This is a genomic window from Pseudoduganella sp. GW821-FHT11H04 (genome assembly GCF_058807935.1).
Genome location: NZ_JBXARE010000005.1, coordinates 1 through 16,559, shown reverse-complemented (window position 1 = coordinate 16,559; position 16,559 = coordinate 1). Strand labels below are relative to the sequence as shown.

The 16,559-nt window shown below is 60.1% G+C and carries 14 protein-coding genes; 1 reads left to right on the top strand and 13 read right to left on the bottom strand.

What is annotated here, in order from left to right; all coding sequences use genetic code 11:
* Positions 1-4 precede the first annotated feature (4 nt).
* The gene (locus AC1RTP_RS13110; RefSeq protein ID WP_498608071.1) at positions 5-268 is read right to left on the bottom strand and encodes a PAAR domain-containing protein; all 264 of its coding nucleotides are present in this window, start codon (positions 266-268) and stop codon (positions 5-7) included.
* Positions 269-277: 9 nt separating this feature from the next.
* Positions 278-1,117: a M15 family metallopeptidase gene (locus AC1RTP_RS13105; RefSeq protein WP_498608070.1), complete on the bottom strand. Its 840-nt coding sequence runs from the start codon at positions 1,115-1,117 to the stop codon at positions 278-280.
* 219 nt (positions 1,118-1,336) lie between these two features.
* Between AC1RTP_RS13105 and AC1RTP_RS13100 the strand changes: the two genes are divergently transcribed.
* Complete coding sequence (locus tag AC1RTP_RS13100; RefSeq protein WP_498608069.1) at positions 1,337-2,083, top strand: hypothetical protein; 747 nt, start codon at positions 1,337-1,339, stop codon at positions 2,081-2,083.
* A 28-nt stretch (positions 2,084-2,111) separates the two neighbouring features.
* On the opposite strand, the gene AC1RTP_RS13095 is transcribed toward AC1RTP_RS13100, so the two are convergent.
* The 11 genes from AC1RTP_RS13095 to AC1RTP_RS13045 form a co-directional block, all read right to left on the bottom strand.
* Positions 2,112-2,936: a PoNe immunity protein domain-containing protein gene (locus AC1RTP_RS13095; RefSeq protein ID WP_498608068.1), complete on the bottom strand. Its 825-nt coding sequence runs from the start codon at positions 2,934-2,936 to the stop codon at positions 2,112-2,114.
* Between the two features lie 3 nt (positions 2,937-2,939).
* Positions 2,940-3,920, bottom strand: coding sequence for a PoNe immunity protein domain-containing protein (locus tag AC1RTP_RS13090; RefSeq protein ID WP_498608067.1), 981 nt, complete (start codon positions 3,918-3,920; stop codon positions 2,940-2,942).
* The gene (locus AC1RTP_RS13085) at positions 3,917-5,494 is read right to left on the bottom strand and encodes a hypothetical protein (protein ID WP_498608066.1); all 1,578 of its coding nucleotides are present in this window, start codon (positions 5,492-5,494) and stop codon (positions 3,917-3,919) included. The genes AC1RTP_RS13090 and AC1RTP_RS13085 overlap by 4 nt, the downstream gene beginning before the upstream one ends.
* Positions 5,491-8,403, bottom strand: coding sequence for a type VI secretion system Vgr family protein (locus tag AC1RTP_RS13080; RefSeq protein WP_498608065.1), 2,913 nt, complete (start codon positions 8,401-8,403; stop codon positions 5,491-5,493). Before AC1RTP_RS13080 ends, AC1RTP_RS13085 begins: the two co-directional genes overlap by 4 nt.
* Positions 8,404-8,455: 52 nt before the next feature.
* Positions 8,456-9,367, bottom strand: coding sequence for a PoNe immunity protein domain-containing protein (locus tag AC1RTP_RS13075; RefSeq protein ID WP_498608064.1), 912 nt, complete (start codon positions 9,365-9,367; stop codon positions 8,456-8,458).
* A 177-nt stretch (positions 9,368-9,544) separates the two neighbouring features.
* Positions 9,545-10,834, bottom strand: a complete 1,290-nt coding sequence (locus tag AC1RTP_RS13070; protein WP_498608063.1) for a tetratricopeptide repeat protein — start codon at positions 10,832-10,834, stop codon at positions 9,545-9,547.
* Positions 10,835-10,929: 95 nt separating this feature from the next.
* A complete protein-coding gene (locus AC1RTP_RS13065) occupies positions 10,930-12,027 on the bottom strand; it encodes an ABC transporter ATP-binding protein (protein WP_498608062.1) in 1,098 nt (365 codons plus the stop codon).
* Between the two features lie 3 nt (positions 12,028-12,030).
* Positions 12,031-13,320 carry an MFS transporter gene (locus AC1RTP_RS13060; protein WP_498608061.1) on the bottom strand — a complete coding sequence of 430 codons (1,290 nt, stop codon included), beginning with the start codon at positions 13,318-13,320 and terminating at the stop codon, positions 12,031-12,033.
* 16 nt (positions 13,321-13,336) lie between these two features.
* Positions 13,337-14,824, bottom strand: a complete 1,488-nt coding sequence (locus AC1RTP_RS13055) for a glycoside hydrolase family 3 protein (RefSeq protein WP_498608060.1) — start codon at positions 14,822-14,824, stop codon at positions 13,337-13,339.
* A complete protein-coding gene (locus tag AC1RTP_RS13050; RefSeq protein ID WP_498608059.1) occupies positions 14,821-15,624 on the bottom strand; it encodes a carbohydrate ABC transporter permease in 804 nt (267 codons plus the stop codon). The genes AC1RTP_RS13055 and AC1RTP_RS13050 overlap by 4 nt, the downstream gene beginning before the upstream one ends.
* Complete coding sequence (locus AC1RTP_RS13045) at positions 15,621-16,460, bottom strand: carbohydrate ABC transporter permease (protein WP_498608058.1); 840 nt, start codon at positions 16,458-16,460, stop codon at positions 15,621-15,623. Before AC1RTP_RS13045 ends, AC1RTP_RS13050 begins: the two co-directional genes overlap by 4 nt.
* Between the last annotated feature and the right edge of the window lie 99 nt (positions 16,461-16,559).

The window sequence follows — 16,559 nt, the reverse complement described above, 5'->3', positions numbered from 1 at the left end:
CGCCTCACACCGCGTCCATGGAATTCTGCTGGCTCGCGATCAGGGTCGCGCCGCAGGCGGTCTTGTCCCCATGGCGCGCCACAGGCTTGCCGTCGACGATCATGGTCTGGTCGCCGCTGCTGATGGTGGTATCGCCATGAATAGGGCAGGACACCTTGTCGCCCATGCGTGCAATCGGCTTGCCGCCGCTATCGCTCATTTGCGAAGCTTCCAGCACGGTGCCTTTATGTGATGTCTTATCGCCCAACAGGATCAGTGCTCCAGGCATTTCGTACTCCTATTTCTTTCTCACGCCGTCCACACGCAACTCGGTGTGGCCGAAATCCATCATCTTCCAGCGGCCGCCCCAGGTCAGGCCCAGGCTCTCCGCCACTTCGCCAAACAACTGGTAGCCGCGCATGGCCCAGGGGTCGCGCTCCGAGATCACCAGCTTCCCGTCACGCAGGAAAGCGCAATCGGCGGCAAGGCCATACTGGTGCCAGCTCTGGAAGGCCTTCGCATTGGTGACGTTGCTGCCCTGTGCGGCCAGCGCATCCTGGCGTTCAGGGCTGCGATAGCCCTCCAGCAGCGCCATGTCGTAACCATGGCGCTCCTTCATGATGCGGAAGGCTTGCAGCAGCCGCTGCGAATATTCTTTTTCAAGCAGGCTCCAATCGCGGCTCGCAGATACCAGGCCAGGACGCACGATTTCCACCTCCGGCGTCATGAACAGCATCGGCGGCAGGGGAGGCGGCGGCACCAGCTGCTCACCATGCAGCAGTTCCGCCACCTGCTGGTTCGCTTCGCGCGTTGGCGCATCGAAGCCGCCAACCATGGTGCGGCTGCTCGCCATCCAGGCCACCACCGCCGGTAAAAGCATGATGAGCAGGGCCGCCACAGCAGCCCAAAGATGTTCGCGCAGGAAGTTGCCGCCCTGGCGCATCGCCATCGCCGATTCCGATCCCAGCGCGCCAGCCTGCGCGCCGCTGCGGCGTGCGATGTGCTGCACGCGGCGCTGCCAGCGCGTGCCGGCCAGCTCCATGCGGCGTGCGACATACGCCCGTCCGGATGGGAACAGCACCATCCAGCTCAATGCGCAAGCCAGCAGGAAATACAGCACGACAGCGACGAAAACCACGTTGACCTCAGGAATTGAAATTACTAAATTGATAACACGAAAGGCGTGTATCGCCTTAGCAATAAATTATTGCGGGAAAGTATATCTTGAACTTCTGATAAGCCGCGTTCGCTTGGATTTCAATCGTGCGCCCCTCTGTTAAAGGGATTCCGCTGAATAGTGCGCGCCTTTTTCCAGAGATAAAGTAAAGTATTGACAACCTTAATCAGGAGCAATACCTTGTCACAAAGCAATGAAACCCGAAAGCCGGCAGGCCGCCCGAGCCTGCTTTCGACCGAGCAGCAAAATGCTCTGGAGACTCAACCTGTCCTCGCTGCGGTACTGCCGCAAGCGGAGGAGAACGCGCCGCGCCGCAAGCATCTGTGGCTGGTTGGTGGTTTTAGTTTGATGGCCATCGCCGCCGCATTCGCGGTCGTGCAATTCGGCGATGGCCAGGCCGAGCCACCCGCCGCACTTGCGGCAGCCGCGCCCGTGTCCGCAGCGACGCCCGCGCCGGCAGCGCCCGCGCCTGTCACCGTCCCCGCTGTTGCGCAAGTCCCCGATGCAGCGCCGACGGCTGCCGCCATCATCGACGAAGCACCGCCACCACTCGAAGCCAAACCGAAAGAATCGCTGGCGCAGATGCTGGAAAGCGGCGTGCCGCCCGCAGCCAAACCCGCGCCTGCAAAGCCGGTCCGCAAACCGGTCAAGGAAAAGTCGTCCAGGGTCCCAGACAAGGCGATTGCAGCCGCAGCACCGGAGCAGGACACCGACGTTGAACTGCTGGCGGCACTGGTCGCCCACGCCAAATTCGACACTTCCGCGAACGCCCGTCAGTCGCTGCCTAAAGCGCTCGAGCAATGCAAGAAGCAGGAAAAACAGGATGCAGCCCTTTGCCGCATCCGGGTTTGCGAAGGTCGCTGGAAGAAAAACGAATGCCGCGTGTACAACCGCAGCAAGTTAGAGAAAGCCGCGTCAGGGGCTTGATCCGTTTTGACCGAGGGCGGCAGGATACTTACTTCCCGCCGCCCTCCAGCCTGACCGCCTTACGCGGCAAGCTACGCGCGTAGTCGACCATATCTTTCGGATAGACCAACTCGTCGCGATATGAACGGTCGTCGATATCGTACAGGTACGTAAATGCTGCTGCACACATCGCCCAATAACCATAGTAAGGAGAGAAGTCAGACTCGATCTGCTCGTGCTTACCCCAAAAGTGGGCAACTCCCTTCATCGACTTATACCAGCCTTTGACGAGCTTTCCCATCGACTTAGCACGGTCGGTGGGTGAGTCCTGATCAATTGCGTCTAGCAATGGCGTGTACTCCTTCCAATACCATCCATCGAGTGTCGGGCGGTCAGGTAAGTAAAAGCCCAATAGCTCTTCAATCACGGCATCTGACTTGTCGTAGGCGGTATTTTCATTGAGTGCACATATTCGAGAGATCAAGTCCTCACGATGTAGCAGAACCGCCGCGGACAGTAAGTTAAGGAAGTCAACGTAGATGTCTATCGCGTAATCGAGGATGAAAGGGGGGCGATATTCGCTTTCAGGAACGCCATTAAGCTCTTCCACGAAGCGCTCGTAGGCTTCGACGACTTGGCTCAAATATAGCGCAAGGTCTTCAAGGTTATCGCCAGCTGTAAATCGTAGCTGAAAAGTGCACCACAACTGCTCGGCCCATGCATTTAGCAATGCCGCTTTGTCGCGGGGGTTCTCTGCTTGTTCGACAATCTTCGCGCTTAGGATATCGTAGCTACCGGCGAAGTGTTCAAGCGTATTTTTATAGCTTTGCTCGTCAAGAAAAGGTTGGCGGCGCCGCTGCATGAAGTTGTTCATGTTTTAGGATTGCATCTGCCAAACCGTAAGTCCGTATTCGGACTCGAAGACCGGCATCAGATTGCCTTTTTTGAAGTGCCGAGCGCTGTCTGGCTTCGCTGGACTGAACCACTGACCTTCTACAGGGCATGACTGACCACCAAGTACGCGAAGAATCTGACTGCCGTCCAGAAGCTTAACCGGCTGGCGGGGCTTGCTGCGCGCGTAGTCGATCATATCTTTTGGGTAGACCATTTCGTCGCGGTACTTGCTATCGTCAATGTCGTATAGGTAACTGAAGGCAGCTGCACACATTGCCCAATAGCCGTCATATGGCGAGAATTCAGGTTTAATTTGCTCGTGCTTACCCCAGAAATGGGCAATACCTTTCATCGACTTGTACCAACCCTTTACATATTTGGCCATACCTTTCTGTCTGTCGCTCGAGGTATCGCCATCTATCGCGTTTAGTAGTGGCGTATATGCCTTCCAAAACCAACTGTCTAAGGTAGGGCGTCCATTTAGATAAAAGCTCAACAGATCTTCAATAACTGCATCTGACTTCTCATACGGAGTACCTTCGTTGAACGCCGCGATGCGTGGGATAAGATCCTCGCGGTGCAGCAAGATCGCGGCGGAAAGTAGGTTCAGATAGTCGACGTAAGTGTCGATCATGTCGTCCAAAACGAACGGCGAATAATAATCAGACTCTGGGACCTCGTCGCATGCCTCAACGTAGCGCTCGAAGGCTTCAACCACTTGAGTCAAGCTTGACGCTAGGGTTTCTACACTGTCTCCTGCCGTGTAGCGCATTTGGAACGTATTCCACAGCTGATAGGCCAACATACTTAATGTCACGCTCTTGGCGCGAGGCCGATTTGTTTGATCTTCGAGTTTTTCTCGTAGGATCAATTCGTCGTTGTCAAACCATTTAAGGGTGTTTTCATAACTTTGCTCGTCGAGGAATGTCTGACGGCGCCGTTCATTGAATTCGTTTGTGATCATTTCGTAGACTTCTTGTTTGGGATGTTTTTCTTGGGCTTTCCTTGCTCCCGATATCTTGCGTCAGCCGCATCAATGTCTGCGGCCGAGAATTCACGCTGGACGTCATGTTCTGCGTGATCTTTCGCGAAGCGCTGCGCGGCAGAAGGGTTGTTTACCAAGCCTTCCTCCAGGATTTTCGACATCGCAATTGTATGGTCGGCCGCTTGGATTGGCGTGACGAGAAAGACGTGGCGTGTGTAATTGTCATTCATTCGAGCTTTCCAAAGCCGCATATCACGGTTAATTCGGAAATCGACCCATGCTGTGCTCATCTGAAGGACCTTTTCGGATTTTACGGACTCGGTTTGTTGAGCACCTGCTCGTTTACGGCCACGTTGTTGCCTTCTTCCACCAGCATTTGCATCGTTGGCCTCGCCGAGCAATTGCAATAAGTCGACGGCTGGATTCATATTGGCTTTCGCTTCGACGATCGCGAATTGTTGTGGTTTGGCGCGATTGGTCAGCCAAGCTGAGTCGATGCCGCTTGTGAGCACGTGTGCGCTCGGTGTGCACAGGTAGAGCGGTGTTTCGTTGTCATTGATCTTCTTAGGCTCGCCTTGCCAGCCAGGCTTTTTGCCTCTTTTGGTGCTACCAACCATATCGTGGCCGTTCCAATCGAGACCCCAGTGTTTTTTTTCGATGACGTAGTGGTCGACTATGTGTTCGCCCATCAGGCCTTTGACCGCGAAGTTAAGCGCCTTATAGCCTTCGTAAGCCAACCTTTGGGTGACGGTTGCTGTCTTCGAAGCTGTAACCTTCGCTTGCGTGCGCGGTTTTTCAGATACGGATTCATGATGGCGACCGCGTGACGCCGATGGCGTGACGGCATGGCTTTGCGTGTGACCGCCATGTGCGGCGCGCGGCGTAGCTGCGGCGTTTTGGGCGACTGCCATCGCGACAGCGGCGGCGTGTTCGCCCAGCATCTCTTCCAGGAACTTCCTGATTTCCTTGGAAGCTTCGTTGATCGGGCCGGCGAACTTGCCGCGCATGGATTTCATCGATGGCGCGACGTCGCGAGCGAGTTGTTCGAGGTGGTCGGGGCACCACCAGTGGCCGATGGCGATGTATTCGAGCAGCTGGATGCTGCTTTCGAGTGCGAGGTTCGCCTGGGTGATGGCAGCTTGCGTATTGCCGGCCCAGTCCAGCGTGCGTACCCATTTGACGGCGCCGCCTTTTTTGGCGCCCAGCATGCGTTCGATCATGGCGACGCCGCCATTAAACGTGCCTTTGAGCGCCTTGCGTTCCTTGTACAGCGGCTTGAAGACGGTCTTGAAGGCGCTGCCTACTTCCGGAATGACGCCGAAAGCTGCGAAGCCCAGGCCGACCTTTTGGTCCAGCGTGGCCTTGGCCATGCCACCTGCCTTGTTGATGCGATACAGGCTGCCGCTGACATCGCGTACGTCCATCACCTGGTCGACCACGGGAATCAGCGAAATGAGGCCGCCGATCACTTGCGCCGACACCATTTGTTCTTCGTTGAAGTCGCCCAGGATCAGGTCTTCAAGGAACTGGACGCAGTCGTCGATAATGCTCACGCTTGCTTCCTTTCATATTCGAGGCGCGCTTGTTCGACCGCGAGCCTGCCTTGCTCGCGCACTTGCGGGTCTTTGTGTTCGCCGGGCGGAAGCGGCGGCGCTTCCCATTCGCGCGGGTCTTCGCCGAATTCGACGGTGTATTCGCCGTACGGTACGCTGAGCAATCGCGCCTGGCCCTGCTTATCCAATGTGCCTTCGCGTATCGTGCCATCGGCGAAGCGCACTTTGTACGGAGCGCCGGGTACCGCGTCCAGGTCTTCGTAGTGGAACAGCAGGTCAATGTCATTTTTTGCCTGGCCAGGCTTTGGCAGGGCGGGCAAGCTGGCTTCACCGCTGGCTGGGCCGGAGAGCTCTTTCTTGCTTGCCTTGAAGTCGACCTTGCCCGGCGCGTTCAGTGTGATATTTCCGCCTTCGAGGCGGATGGCGGCGCCCTGGGACGTAAGCAGCACGTGTTGTTTGGCGGCGATGTTCACTTCAGCGTTTATGCTGGCGAAAGCGACGGCCTTGTCGGCGGTCAGTGTTGTCGCGGCTTCCTGGCTTTGGCTGCTGACTTTTCCGCAGGCGGCATGCAGGTGCATGCCGCCGTCTTTGCCGTAGGTGAAAAGACTAATGCCGCCGACGGCGGAATGCAGCAAGTTGGCTTGCGCTGCAAAATTGATCGCGTGACCGACGGTGATGGAGCTGCTGGCATCGGAGGTCAGGATGGCATTGGCTGGCGTGGCCGCCGCAATGCCGGAAGGGCTGTCCACTTGCAAAAGGGGAGCGTTGTAGGCATCGACGCCATTGATACTGGCGTCGAGCGTTTCGGCGGTGCGCTGCATGCCCTGGATCGCGGGCAGCTTGTCCGATTCCTTCTCATTCGGAAGGTCGGCTTTATGCGTCTTTGCCTGCTCTGCGAGTGCTTGCTGGCGCTGCTGGTTGGTAGCTACCTGGCTTTGCGCAGGACGGGAATCGAGCAGGTTGCCGCGTGCACCACGCGCTGTATGGGAGGAAATCAGGAGGCCATCACCAGCGCGTACGGCGAGGGCGTGCTCGGTCTTCAGCTCTGCGCCAAAGCCGACGGGATGCAGGCGCTGGTTGTCGCTCTGGTGGCGCAGGTGGCCCATGTTCAGTTCCGCCGTGCCCTGGTGCGGCTTGGCGTGGCGCTGGAGGGCCACGCGGGCTTGGCCGGGCGTGTCGTCGAACACCAGCTGGCTGTATGCGCCAGCGCCGGACTGGCTGCTTTGCATGGCTTGGCTTTTCAGCCCGGACAGCGCAGCAGGGTGGGCGTGACCGCCGGATTCGCCGGGGAACCATGCAGGTGCATTCCCGGTTGCGGCGCCAGTGCCGATGCCAACCATATTGTGCTGGGCGTCGGCCTGGCCTTCACCGTTGTACAAGGCGCCGATGATCACGGGCCGGTCGATATCGCCTTCGAGGAAATCGATCAGCACTTCCTGGCCCACGCGCGGCAAGGTGTTGCTGCCCCAGTTGGCGCCGGCAATTGGCGCCAGCGGCGTGGCGACGCGCACCCAGGTGCCTGCGCTGTCGTCGGCGGGCGCGCCGCTGTCGCCAGCTTGCAGCGATGGGGCCAGGCGGCTATGGCTATTGTCGCCGCGCTGCCAGTGGAACTGCACTTTGACGCGGTGGTCGCGGTCGGTGTGGATGGGCGAGCCCGATGGCCCCACGACGATGGCGGTCTGCTGCCCCTGCACGGTAGGACGCTTCCAGGGCGCGGCGCTGCGGTAGGGCAGGGCGGCTTCGATGGCGTCGATGCGGTTGCGGTACAGCGGGCGCTCGGCGATGGCCTTGCCGACTGCGTGGCGGCTTTCTGCCAGGTCGGCATCGTTCAGCAGCTGTAACGCGGCGTGACCCAGCTCCCGCTGGATATTCGAGCGCATTTGCGCGGCCAGGTTGTTATGCATCAGGTGCAGCACGCGCACCGCGATGAAGTCGCCGCTATCGCCCGTCACCGGTTCGCCAAGCAGGGCGAAGCGCGTTGCCGGCGCCATGGTGCGCACGGTGCCGGCGCCGGTCACATTGGCGCGGGCGACGTCGAGCGCCTGCAGGCGGCGTTCGGCCAGGCGTTGTCCGTGGTCGCGGCTGCTGTAGGCATATGCGCCGGCTACATCGCGCGCGGCCAGTGAAATGCCTTCGTCGCCGGCGCCGCCGGCGTTGGCTGCGCGCCGGTCGAGCGTGCGGTAGTCCCAGCTTTGCAGCGCGACTTCTCCGGTGAGCAGGCTGGCCTGCATGCGCCAGCGGTCCATGCTGTCTTCGCGCATGACGGCGCCGGGCTGGGTGAAGCGCACCATTGCCTGCGCATTCGGCTTGAAGGCGCCATTGTGGTCGGCGATCACCAGTACGTGGCCATCGCTGCGGTGTTCGTAATAGTAGAAAAGGCCTTCCTCCGCCATCAGGCGTTCGGCGAAGGCCCAGTCGCTTTCCTGGTATTGGGTGCACAGGCTGCGTTTTGGATAGATCGTGCGGTCGGCAAGTTCGAAGCGCCATTCGGGCACCAGCTTGCCCTGGCCCTGCCAGCTGCCCAACACCGCGTCGAGGATGTCGCACACCGACATGTCCTGGAAGATGCGGCTGTCGCGGTTATGCGCGAGGAAGGCCGTCCATGGTTCGAGCCGCAAAGCATATCGCGCCAGGCCGCCGTTGGAGGCGCTCAGTTCAATCGCCGTGATGTGGCCGTGAAAAGGGCGCAGCGCCGCTGGCCCGCCAGCAGTCACCAGTTCCAGCAATGCGGGCTGGCCAAGCAGGGATTTGAGCGGAATCGAGGCGTCGGTGGAAAGGGTCGAAATGTCGAAGGCGGAGGGTTTGCCGATTGCCTCTTCGCCGCGCACGCATTCGACCAGTAACTGCGCTGCGCCTTGCGGCGTGGTCAGTCGCAGCAGGCGCGTATCTTGGGTGAGGCGATCCAGCATGTCATTGTGTTTTCGATAACCATACGGACCGCCATTACAGCTTAGAAATTCTCTAGAGGCAAGAGTGATTCAATTGAATCGCTATCCTTGCAAAACACAAGTCACTGGGGAATCGTGCGGTAGGAGCCACATACGCCGCCAGCTTGCAGGCATTAGCCTGCTGCGCGAAGTCGGCCATGTCCTTCGGATAGTAGGGCAGTTCGCGATAGCTCGCATCGTCGATGCCCAGCACTTGCGTGATGGCGGCGGCCTCCCATGACCAATAGCCGACGAACTGGTAGCCCGAGGTGTGGCGGTCGAAATAGTCTTCTCGGCGGCTGGCCTGGTACCACGCGGCAAGATAGTTCGCCATCAAGGCGGGGCGTTCAGAAGGAGTGGCGGCAAACACCGGCAGCGCATTGGAATAGGGCAGGTTGCGGCGGCAAATGGTGGCTGCCGGATCGCGTCCGCCAATGCAGTGATCGAGCAGGCGTTCGAGCAGTGCGTCGCGCTTTTCGTTGCAGTAGTCGATCAGGGGCACAAGCCGAGGCACCAAATGCTGTTTGCCGAGCAGGATGCCGAAGCAAACCATGGCCAGCGCGAAGCGGTAATCCGGTCCCGCGAGCGCAATGTGGGCCCACGGAGTATCGCGCTTGCCGCTTTCGTTGTATGCCTGGTTGTAGTGGGCGTAAGTCTCCCAGTATTCGACCGCCTGTTCGTAAAACGCCTGCAGTTCGCCGATGTCATGGCCGCCGCTGTAGCAGTTGGCCAGATGGTTGCAGGCATCCGTCGCAAGGCGCTGCGTGGCGTGCATCAGGTTAAACAGGGGAATCTGCGCGACCAGTTCCGGCGCCTGTGCCAAGCGTTCGCGCACATGCTCGAAAGTCTCAAGCTGGGCGCAGAAATTCTCCTGATAGACGTCGAATTGCAGTAGTGGCTCGCGGAAGCTTTGGTGAAACCTGTCCGCTGGCTGGCAGTCTGGCATGGCGTGATGCACTTTCGGTAACCGGGGCAAACCAACATTACAGCCTAGAAAATCGCTGGCTGCAAGAGTGATTCAATTGAATGGCCCGTCACCGTGGTAAAGCAGGCGTAAAAAAGGCGGGAAGGCCCGAAAGCCATTCCCGCCTTTTTTGCCGTCCCTAAGCCAGGGACTGCAGGATTAACCCTTCTTGTCGTCGTCGCCAGCGGTCGCTGGGTATGGACGGTTGATCCACAGGATCCAGTAGCGAGCCAGGTCGGCACGGCCATCGGCGCCTTGCACGGTTTCCAGGATCTTGATCGCTTCTTCCTTCTTGCCGGCCATAGCGTAGGAGTAGCCCAGGCGCAGCTTGGCGTCGTCGGCGTTTTTCAGGCCGCCCTTCGCGATACCTTCCTGGATCAGGCCCAGGCCCTTATCGTACTGGCCCATGGTCACGAAGGCGTAGCCCAGGTTAACCAGGCCGGTGCCGTTCTTGGCCTTACGTGCCGAAGATTCGCTGGAAGCGATGTTCTTCATGTCGTCGGCAGCTTGTTTATCCAGTTCGGACTTCAGCTTCTTGACCTTGGCGTTCTGGGTTACAGCACCGTTCGCGATGCCGGCGTCCAGCACTGCTTTGCCTTCGATGAACTGGCCTTCCAGCTGGTCGACTTCTGCCAGCTCGATATAGTCCTGCTCTTCCATCTTGGTGGTCGCGACCTTCTGCAGGCGCACGATGTCGGACGAGAAGCGGATGTTGTAGTTTTCTTTGCCGCGGGTGCGGTACAGCATGTCCGACCAGTAGCGGTCACGTGGATGCCAGCGTACCAGGCCTTCCAGGGCAACCAGATAGTTGTTCTTGTCTTTCAGGCGGTGCGACGCGTCGGCCAGCATATGCAGCTCTTCGCGGGTCATCGGCTGGTTGTTCTTGATGCCGTCTTCCAGCTTTTTCAGCAGGTCGGTCTGAACGCCTTTGTAATCGCCCGATTCGAAGCGGATCGCCATGATCTGGCGCTGCGCTTTAGGGTCGCCGGTCATCTCGCCATACTTCTGCAGGTTTTCGATGGTCTTAGGCCAGTTCTTCGCCTCCTGGTAATAGCCAGCCAGCGCTTGCGTGAACTTGGCTTTTTCGTCTTTCTCCAGGCGGCCGGAGGCAATTACCGTTTCCAGCATCGCGATCAGCTTTGGCTTGTCGTCCATGCCCAAGGCAATCGCCAGGCGCATGCGGTTAATGAAATACTGTTCGTAAGGGGATTTGTTCGGCAGGGCGTCTGCCTGGTCCAGCAGTGCCGAAGCTTCGCCGAATTTCTTGGCTTCCAGCAGTGGACCGATAACTTTACCGTCCAGCAGCTTGGCCATTTCCTTGCGCACGGTCTCAGGTTGCGCTTCGGCTTTCTTGTCTTGCGCGTGTGCGGTCTGCACCAGGGCCGGAACGGCACCCAGGCCGATGGCTGCCAGCAGCAGGCCGATACGTGCGAAACGGAATTGGGTCATGGTATGTGATCCTTCTTTTGGTTGAGGCAAACGTCTATTTTCCCATAATTTCGTCACGGGACCGTTTTTCTGAAGGGGGTAATTGTAACGAAATCTCACGGACGACCGAACGCGCAGCCTTCTGCATCGAACAGCATGCAACGTTCGGGGGGCAGGAATAGAGCGGCCTGCGTTTCTGGCGCCGGCGGCGGGGCATCAGGCGCCAGTTTCACCGCCAATGATTCCGCCATGCCGGGCAGGTTGGCGTACACAATTGACTGGTCGCCAAGATATTCTACGTGACTGACCGCGACAGTTGCCGCATTGTAAGCTTCTTCGCGCAATTGCAAGTGTTCCGGTCGTACGCCCAGCGTCACGCGCGTTCCTCGTTCGACTTCGCCCGGCAGGGCGGCTACTTCCACGATGGCGCCGCCGGGCAGCAGCACCGCTACATGGGTGGCGCCCAGCGCAATCACTTCGGCGGGTATGAAGTTCATGCGCGGCGCGCCGAGGAAGCCCGCCACGAATATATTGGCTGGGGCGTTATACAGCTGCTGCGGTGTGCCCGCTTGCTCTATCTTGCCGCCGTTGAAGACCACGATGCGCTGGCCCAGCGTCATTGCTTCCACCTGGTCGTGCGTTACGTAGATGGTAGTGGTGCCCAGTTCCTTGTGCAGGCGGCCGATTTCCAGCCGCATCTGCACGCGCAGGCCGGCGTCCAGGTTGGACAGTGGCTCATCGAACAGGAAGAGCTGCGGCTTGCGCACAATGGCGCGGCCGATGGCGACGCGCTGGCGCTGGCCGCCGGACAGTTCTTTCGGTTTGCGTTCGAGCAGGTGGCCGATTTGCAGCGTGGCGGCCGCGCGTTCGACTGCTGCGTGCAGTTCGGCCGTAGGCGTGCCGGCCAGCTTAAGGCCGAAGGCCATGTTCTCGTACACCGTCATATGCGGGTACAGCGCATATGACTGGAACACCATGGCCAGCCCGCGCTGGGCCGGCGGCACGCTATTGGCTAGTTTGCCCCCGATATGCAGCTCGCCGCTGCTGATCTCTTCCAGCCCTGCGATCATGCGCAATAGCGTCGACTTTCCGCAGCCTGAAGGACCGACGAAGACGGTGAATTCGCCATCCGCGATATCAAGGTCGATACCGCGGATGACCGGGGCATTGTCGCCGTAACGCTTGGCGATATTGCGCAGCGAAACAGAGGCCATCTGTCAGGCCGCCTCGGGCACGGCGTCGGCTTCGCTCTTCTCGCGCGACTCCATCGGAATGAACTGGGACAGGATGGCGACAGGGATCGCCGCCAGCAGCACCCAGACGAAGAAGTTTTTGTAGCCCAGGGCGGTCTGAATATCGCCGCTGATCCAGCGGAACAGCACAAAGCCAAGCTGCATCACGCCGGTGGAGAAGGCGTAGTGTGCAGTGGTGTACTTGCCGGGTGCGACCACCTGCATCATGTACAGGATCACGCCCACGAAGCCGAAGCCGTAGCCGAACATTTCCACGCTCAGCGCAACGCCGATGGTGGTCAGGTCGGTCGGCAGGGAATGGGACAGGAAGTAGAACACCGCGTTGGGCAGGTTCATCGCCAGGATCAGGAACAGGATCGCGCGGCGCAGCGACAGCCAGGAAGTGAAGTAGCCGCCGGCAATGGAGCCGATGATGAAGGCGATGGTGCCGCTGGTGCCATACACGGCGCCTACTTCGGCCGTGCTCAGTCCCAGGCCGCCGGCTTCTCGCACGTCGCGCAGGAATAGCGGGCCGATGGTCTGCACCTGCGCCTCACCGGCGCGGAACAGGATAATGAAGATGATCGAGATCCAGATGCCCGGCTTGCGGAAGTAGTCGATGATCACTTCTTTCAGCGTGAGCGCGACACCGGCAACGGTGTGGTCCTCTAAGCGTGCATTGGGGCTAAGCGGCAGCGCCCAGAAGTTGTAGGCGCCCAGCGCGCACATGGTCAGGCCGAGGATGCCGAAGATGACGGTCCAGGCGGAGGTGACTCCCTGCGTCTTCTCCAGGTAGCCGGCCAGCATCAGCAAGCCGCCTTGCGCCAGGAAGCGCCCGGCGTTAAAGAAGGTGCCGGTCCAGCCGGCATACACCGCCTGCTCTTTCTTGGTCAGGCTGGCGATATACAGGCCGTCGCAAGAAATATCGTGCGTGGCCGAGGCGATCGACACCAGGAACAGCACGCCGATGCTGGCGCTGAGCCAGAACGGGAAGTGCAGCGCCAAAGCGACCAGGCCAAGGCATACGCCGCCAAGCAGCTGCAGGCTCACCACCACCAGTTTCTTGCTCGGCGCCAGTTCCAGGAAGGGACTCCACAGTGGCTTGAAAATCCAGGCGCCGCCGAGGAAGGCCAGCCAGTGCGTGATTTCGGCGTTTTGCATACCCATGCTCTTCATCATCTGACCGAAGACCAGGGCGATTGCGAAGTAGGGCAGGCCCTGTGCCAGGTACAGCGTGGGGATCCACTTCAACGGGTTATGGCGTGCGGCGTCCATCTTGTCTCCTTATGCTTCAAGCAAAGCCGGGTACCGGGCAGCGGCCGGTGGCTTCCAGTTCGCCTGACAGCCAGGCGTTGACGGCTTCCAGCGCTGGCGCGGCGAAGCCATAGGTCATGAGGGCGGGCGACTGGATGTCGAGCGCCTGGTAAGGGTTCCACAGGGCCAGGTGCAGGTCCGGCGTCCAGTTGTTGCGGGCGTTGTCGCCGTAACGCAGGCGCGAGGTGGAGGCCAGTACCGTAAAGCGGCCGTCCTGCGGCAGCGCCGACCAGTCGAAGGTATTGGCGTCGGCAAAGGTGACCAGCTCCACGTCGAACAGCTTGCCCAGCGAGGCGGCGACGGAGGCTGCCGGCACGCCAGCTTCGGATACGCCGTCGCTCACCACGTCCTGACGCACGATGAGGCGCAGCTTGCTGCCCGGTGCTGGGCGCTGGGGATTGCCGCGTGCGGTCAGGGCGCGGCGCCAGCCTTCGGCCATGATGACGCGGTCGGCGGCATCTTCCTTGTAGGAGCGCTGCTGGCATGGGTAGGCTTGCGCCAGCGCGTTGAGGCGGGCCAGGCGTTCATCTACAGCCGCTTGCGACAGCGAGCCGTCGGCCAGGGATGCGGTAATGGCGTCCAGCGTTTCGTTTTGGGTTTCGGGTGTGCCGAGGGCCATCACCATGTCGGCGCCGGCCAGCAGGGCGCGCACGGCGGCGTTGCCCACGCCATAGCGGCCGGCGATGGCGTGCATGTCCATGCCGTCGGTGATGATGATGCCTTTGTAATTCCACTGCTTGCGCAGGATGCCATCCAGGATCGCAGGCGACATGGTAGCCGGATTGTCAGGGTCAATGGCAGGGTAGACGATATGGGCCGTCATCATGGCCGGCGCCACAGGTGCGGCGGCGCGGAAGGGCGCCAGTTCCAGGACATCCAGCTCCGGCAACGCCTTGTCGACGGTCGGCAGGTCGCGATGCGAATCGACGTGGGTGTCGCCGTGGCCGGGGAAATGCTTGACGCAGCAGGCCACGCCCTCGGCATGGCTGCCGGCCATCCAGGCCATCGCCAGTTCCACTGCGCGATTTGGCTCGGCGCCGAAGGAACGCTCGGCGATGACCGGGTTGTTCGGGTTGTTGTTCAAGTCCAGCACCGGCGCGAAGTTCCAGTTGAAGCCGAGCGATTTGGCGGCACGCGCCACGGCGGCGCCGGTGCGGTAGGCCAGGTCGGTATCGTCGGCTGCGCCCAGGCCCATGGCGGCTGGCGGCGCAGGCACCCAGGTGGAACGCACCACGGCGCCGCCTTCCTGGTCGATGGCGATCAAGGCGTTAGGGCCCATGACGTCGCGCAAATCGGCCGTCAGCTTGGCCAACTGCACGGAGTCGGTCATATTGCCGCGGAAAAGACACACGCCGCGGATGCCGTTGGTGCGGATGAAATCGGCCGTGGCTTCGTCCAGCACAGTGCCGGGAAAGCGGATCATGATCAGTTGTCCCGCAATTTGTCGTAGTTCTTGTGTGCTCATTTAACTGCTCCGTCCATGCCGCGCATGAAGTAACGTTGGGTGAAAAGGAATGCCGCCAGGGTCGGCACAATGGTGATGATGGTGCCAGCCGCGATCACGCGCGTGCTGCTGCCAAAGGTGCCCCGTAGATAAAGCACGCCGACCGAGAGCGGAAACTGGTCAGGCTTGCTCATGACGATCGAAGGCCAGATGTATTCGTTCCATGCTTCGACGGCGGTGAGAATGCCGACCGTCGCCAGCCAGGGCGCAATCAGCGGCAGCATGATTTTCGTGAAGATGACCCATTCAGACGCGCCATCCACGCGCGCGGCATCGACCAGGTCTTGCGGGACTTCTTCAAAGGCTTGCTTCAGCAGCAGGATCGCGACCGCGTTCACGATATTCGGCAGGATCACGCCGGAATAAGTATCCACCAGGCCCAGCTCCGTCACCGTAATGAAGTTGACGAGGAAATTCACCTCCGACGGCAGCACCATTGTCGTGACGATCAGGCCGAACACCAGCTTCCTGCCTTTGAAATGCAACCGTGCGAGCGGATAGGCGGCCATAGAGCACATCACCAGCTTCCACAGCACGGTAAAGACAGTGATCAGGACTGAGTTTTTCAGGAAGGACCAGATCGGGATCACACGGAACACTTCCGCGAAGTTCTCCAGTGACGGCTGCTGCGGCCAGAACGAAGGCGCATTGCCGAAGATACTGCCTTCGGTGGAGAGCGCAGTCACCAGCGTCCACCAGAATGGAAAGATGCACAGCAGCGCGATGGCGGCCAGCAGCAGGTAATGTGCGGTCTTTTTCATCGGTGCTTCGGCTTCAGATGACGCAGGCAAAGCAGGGCGATGCCGATGCAGACGAGGGAAACGATGAAGCTGGCGGCCAGGGCGCGCGGCAGCTTCAGGTGCTTCAAGCCCTGGTCGTAGGCGTAATACAAAGCGGTGAAGGTGGAGTTCATCGGCCCGCCTTGCGTCAGCACGTCCACCTCCTGGTAGGCTTTCAGCGCGCCCAGCACGGACAGGATGGTGCAGACCATGATGGTAGGGCGCAGCATCGGCACAGTGATGTGCCAGAAGCGCTGCCAGCGATTCGCGCCATCGAGGATGGCCGCTTCCTGCATCTCCTGCGGCACAGATTGCAGCGCGGCCAGGTACATCACCATATACCAGCCAAGCCCCCGCCACAGCGTGACGAACATGATGGCCGCGAGCGCGAAAGTATCATCCTGCAGCCAGCCGACGCGCGTGCCGAGGATGGCATTCAGCGCACCCTGCTCATGGAACATGAATCCCCACATGATGCCGACCACGGAAACGGTCGTCACCACCGGCACATAATAAGCAGCCCGGAACAAGCGGATGCCCGGAAGCCGGTTATTCACCATCACCGCCAGCGCGATCGCGCCCAGTTGCACGCAAGGGACGATCAGCAAGAACACCAGCGAGTTTTTCAGGCCGGTGACGAACATCTCGTTGTTGAAGATATAGCGGAAATTATCCAGCCCCACCCAATGCGTAGGCCGCACCAGCGAGAAATCGGTGAAAGCCAGCACCGACCCAAACAGCACCGGCCAGAACGCAAACACCGCCAGCAACACCAATGCCGGCGCAAGGAACAGCCAAGCCGCAAACGAGCGCCTCATCGCACCTCCCTTGCAGCCAGCAATTCGGGGTCAGGTCGAGCAAACGGACACGGGCCTGTCTCTTTTTCCCCTCTCCCCCCCCCCCAGACCCGCGCGGAC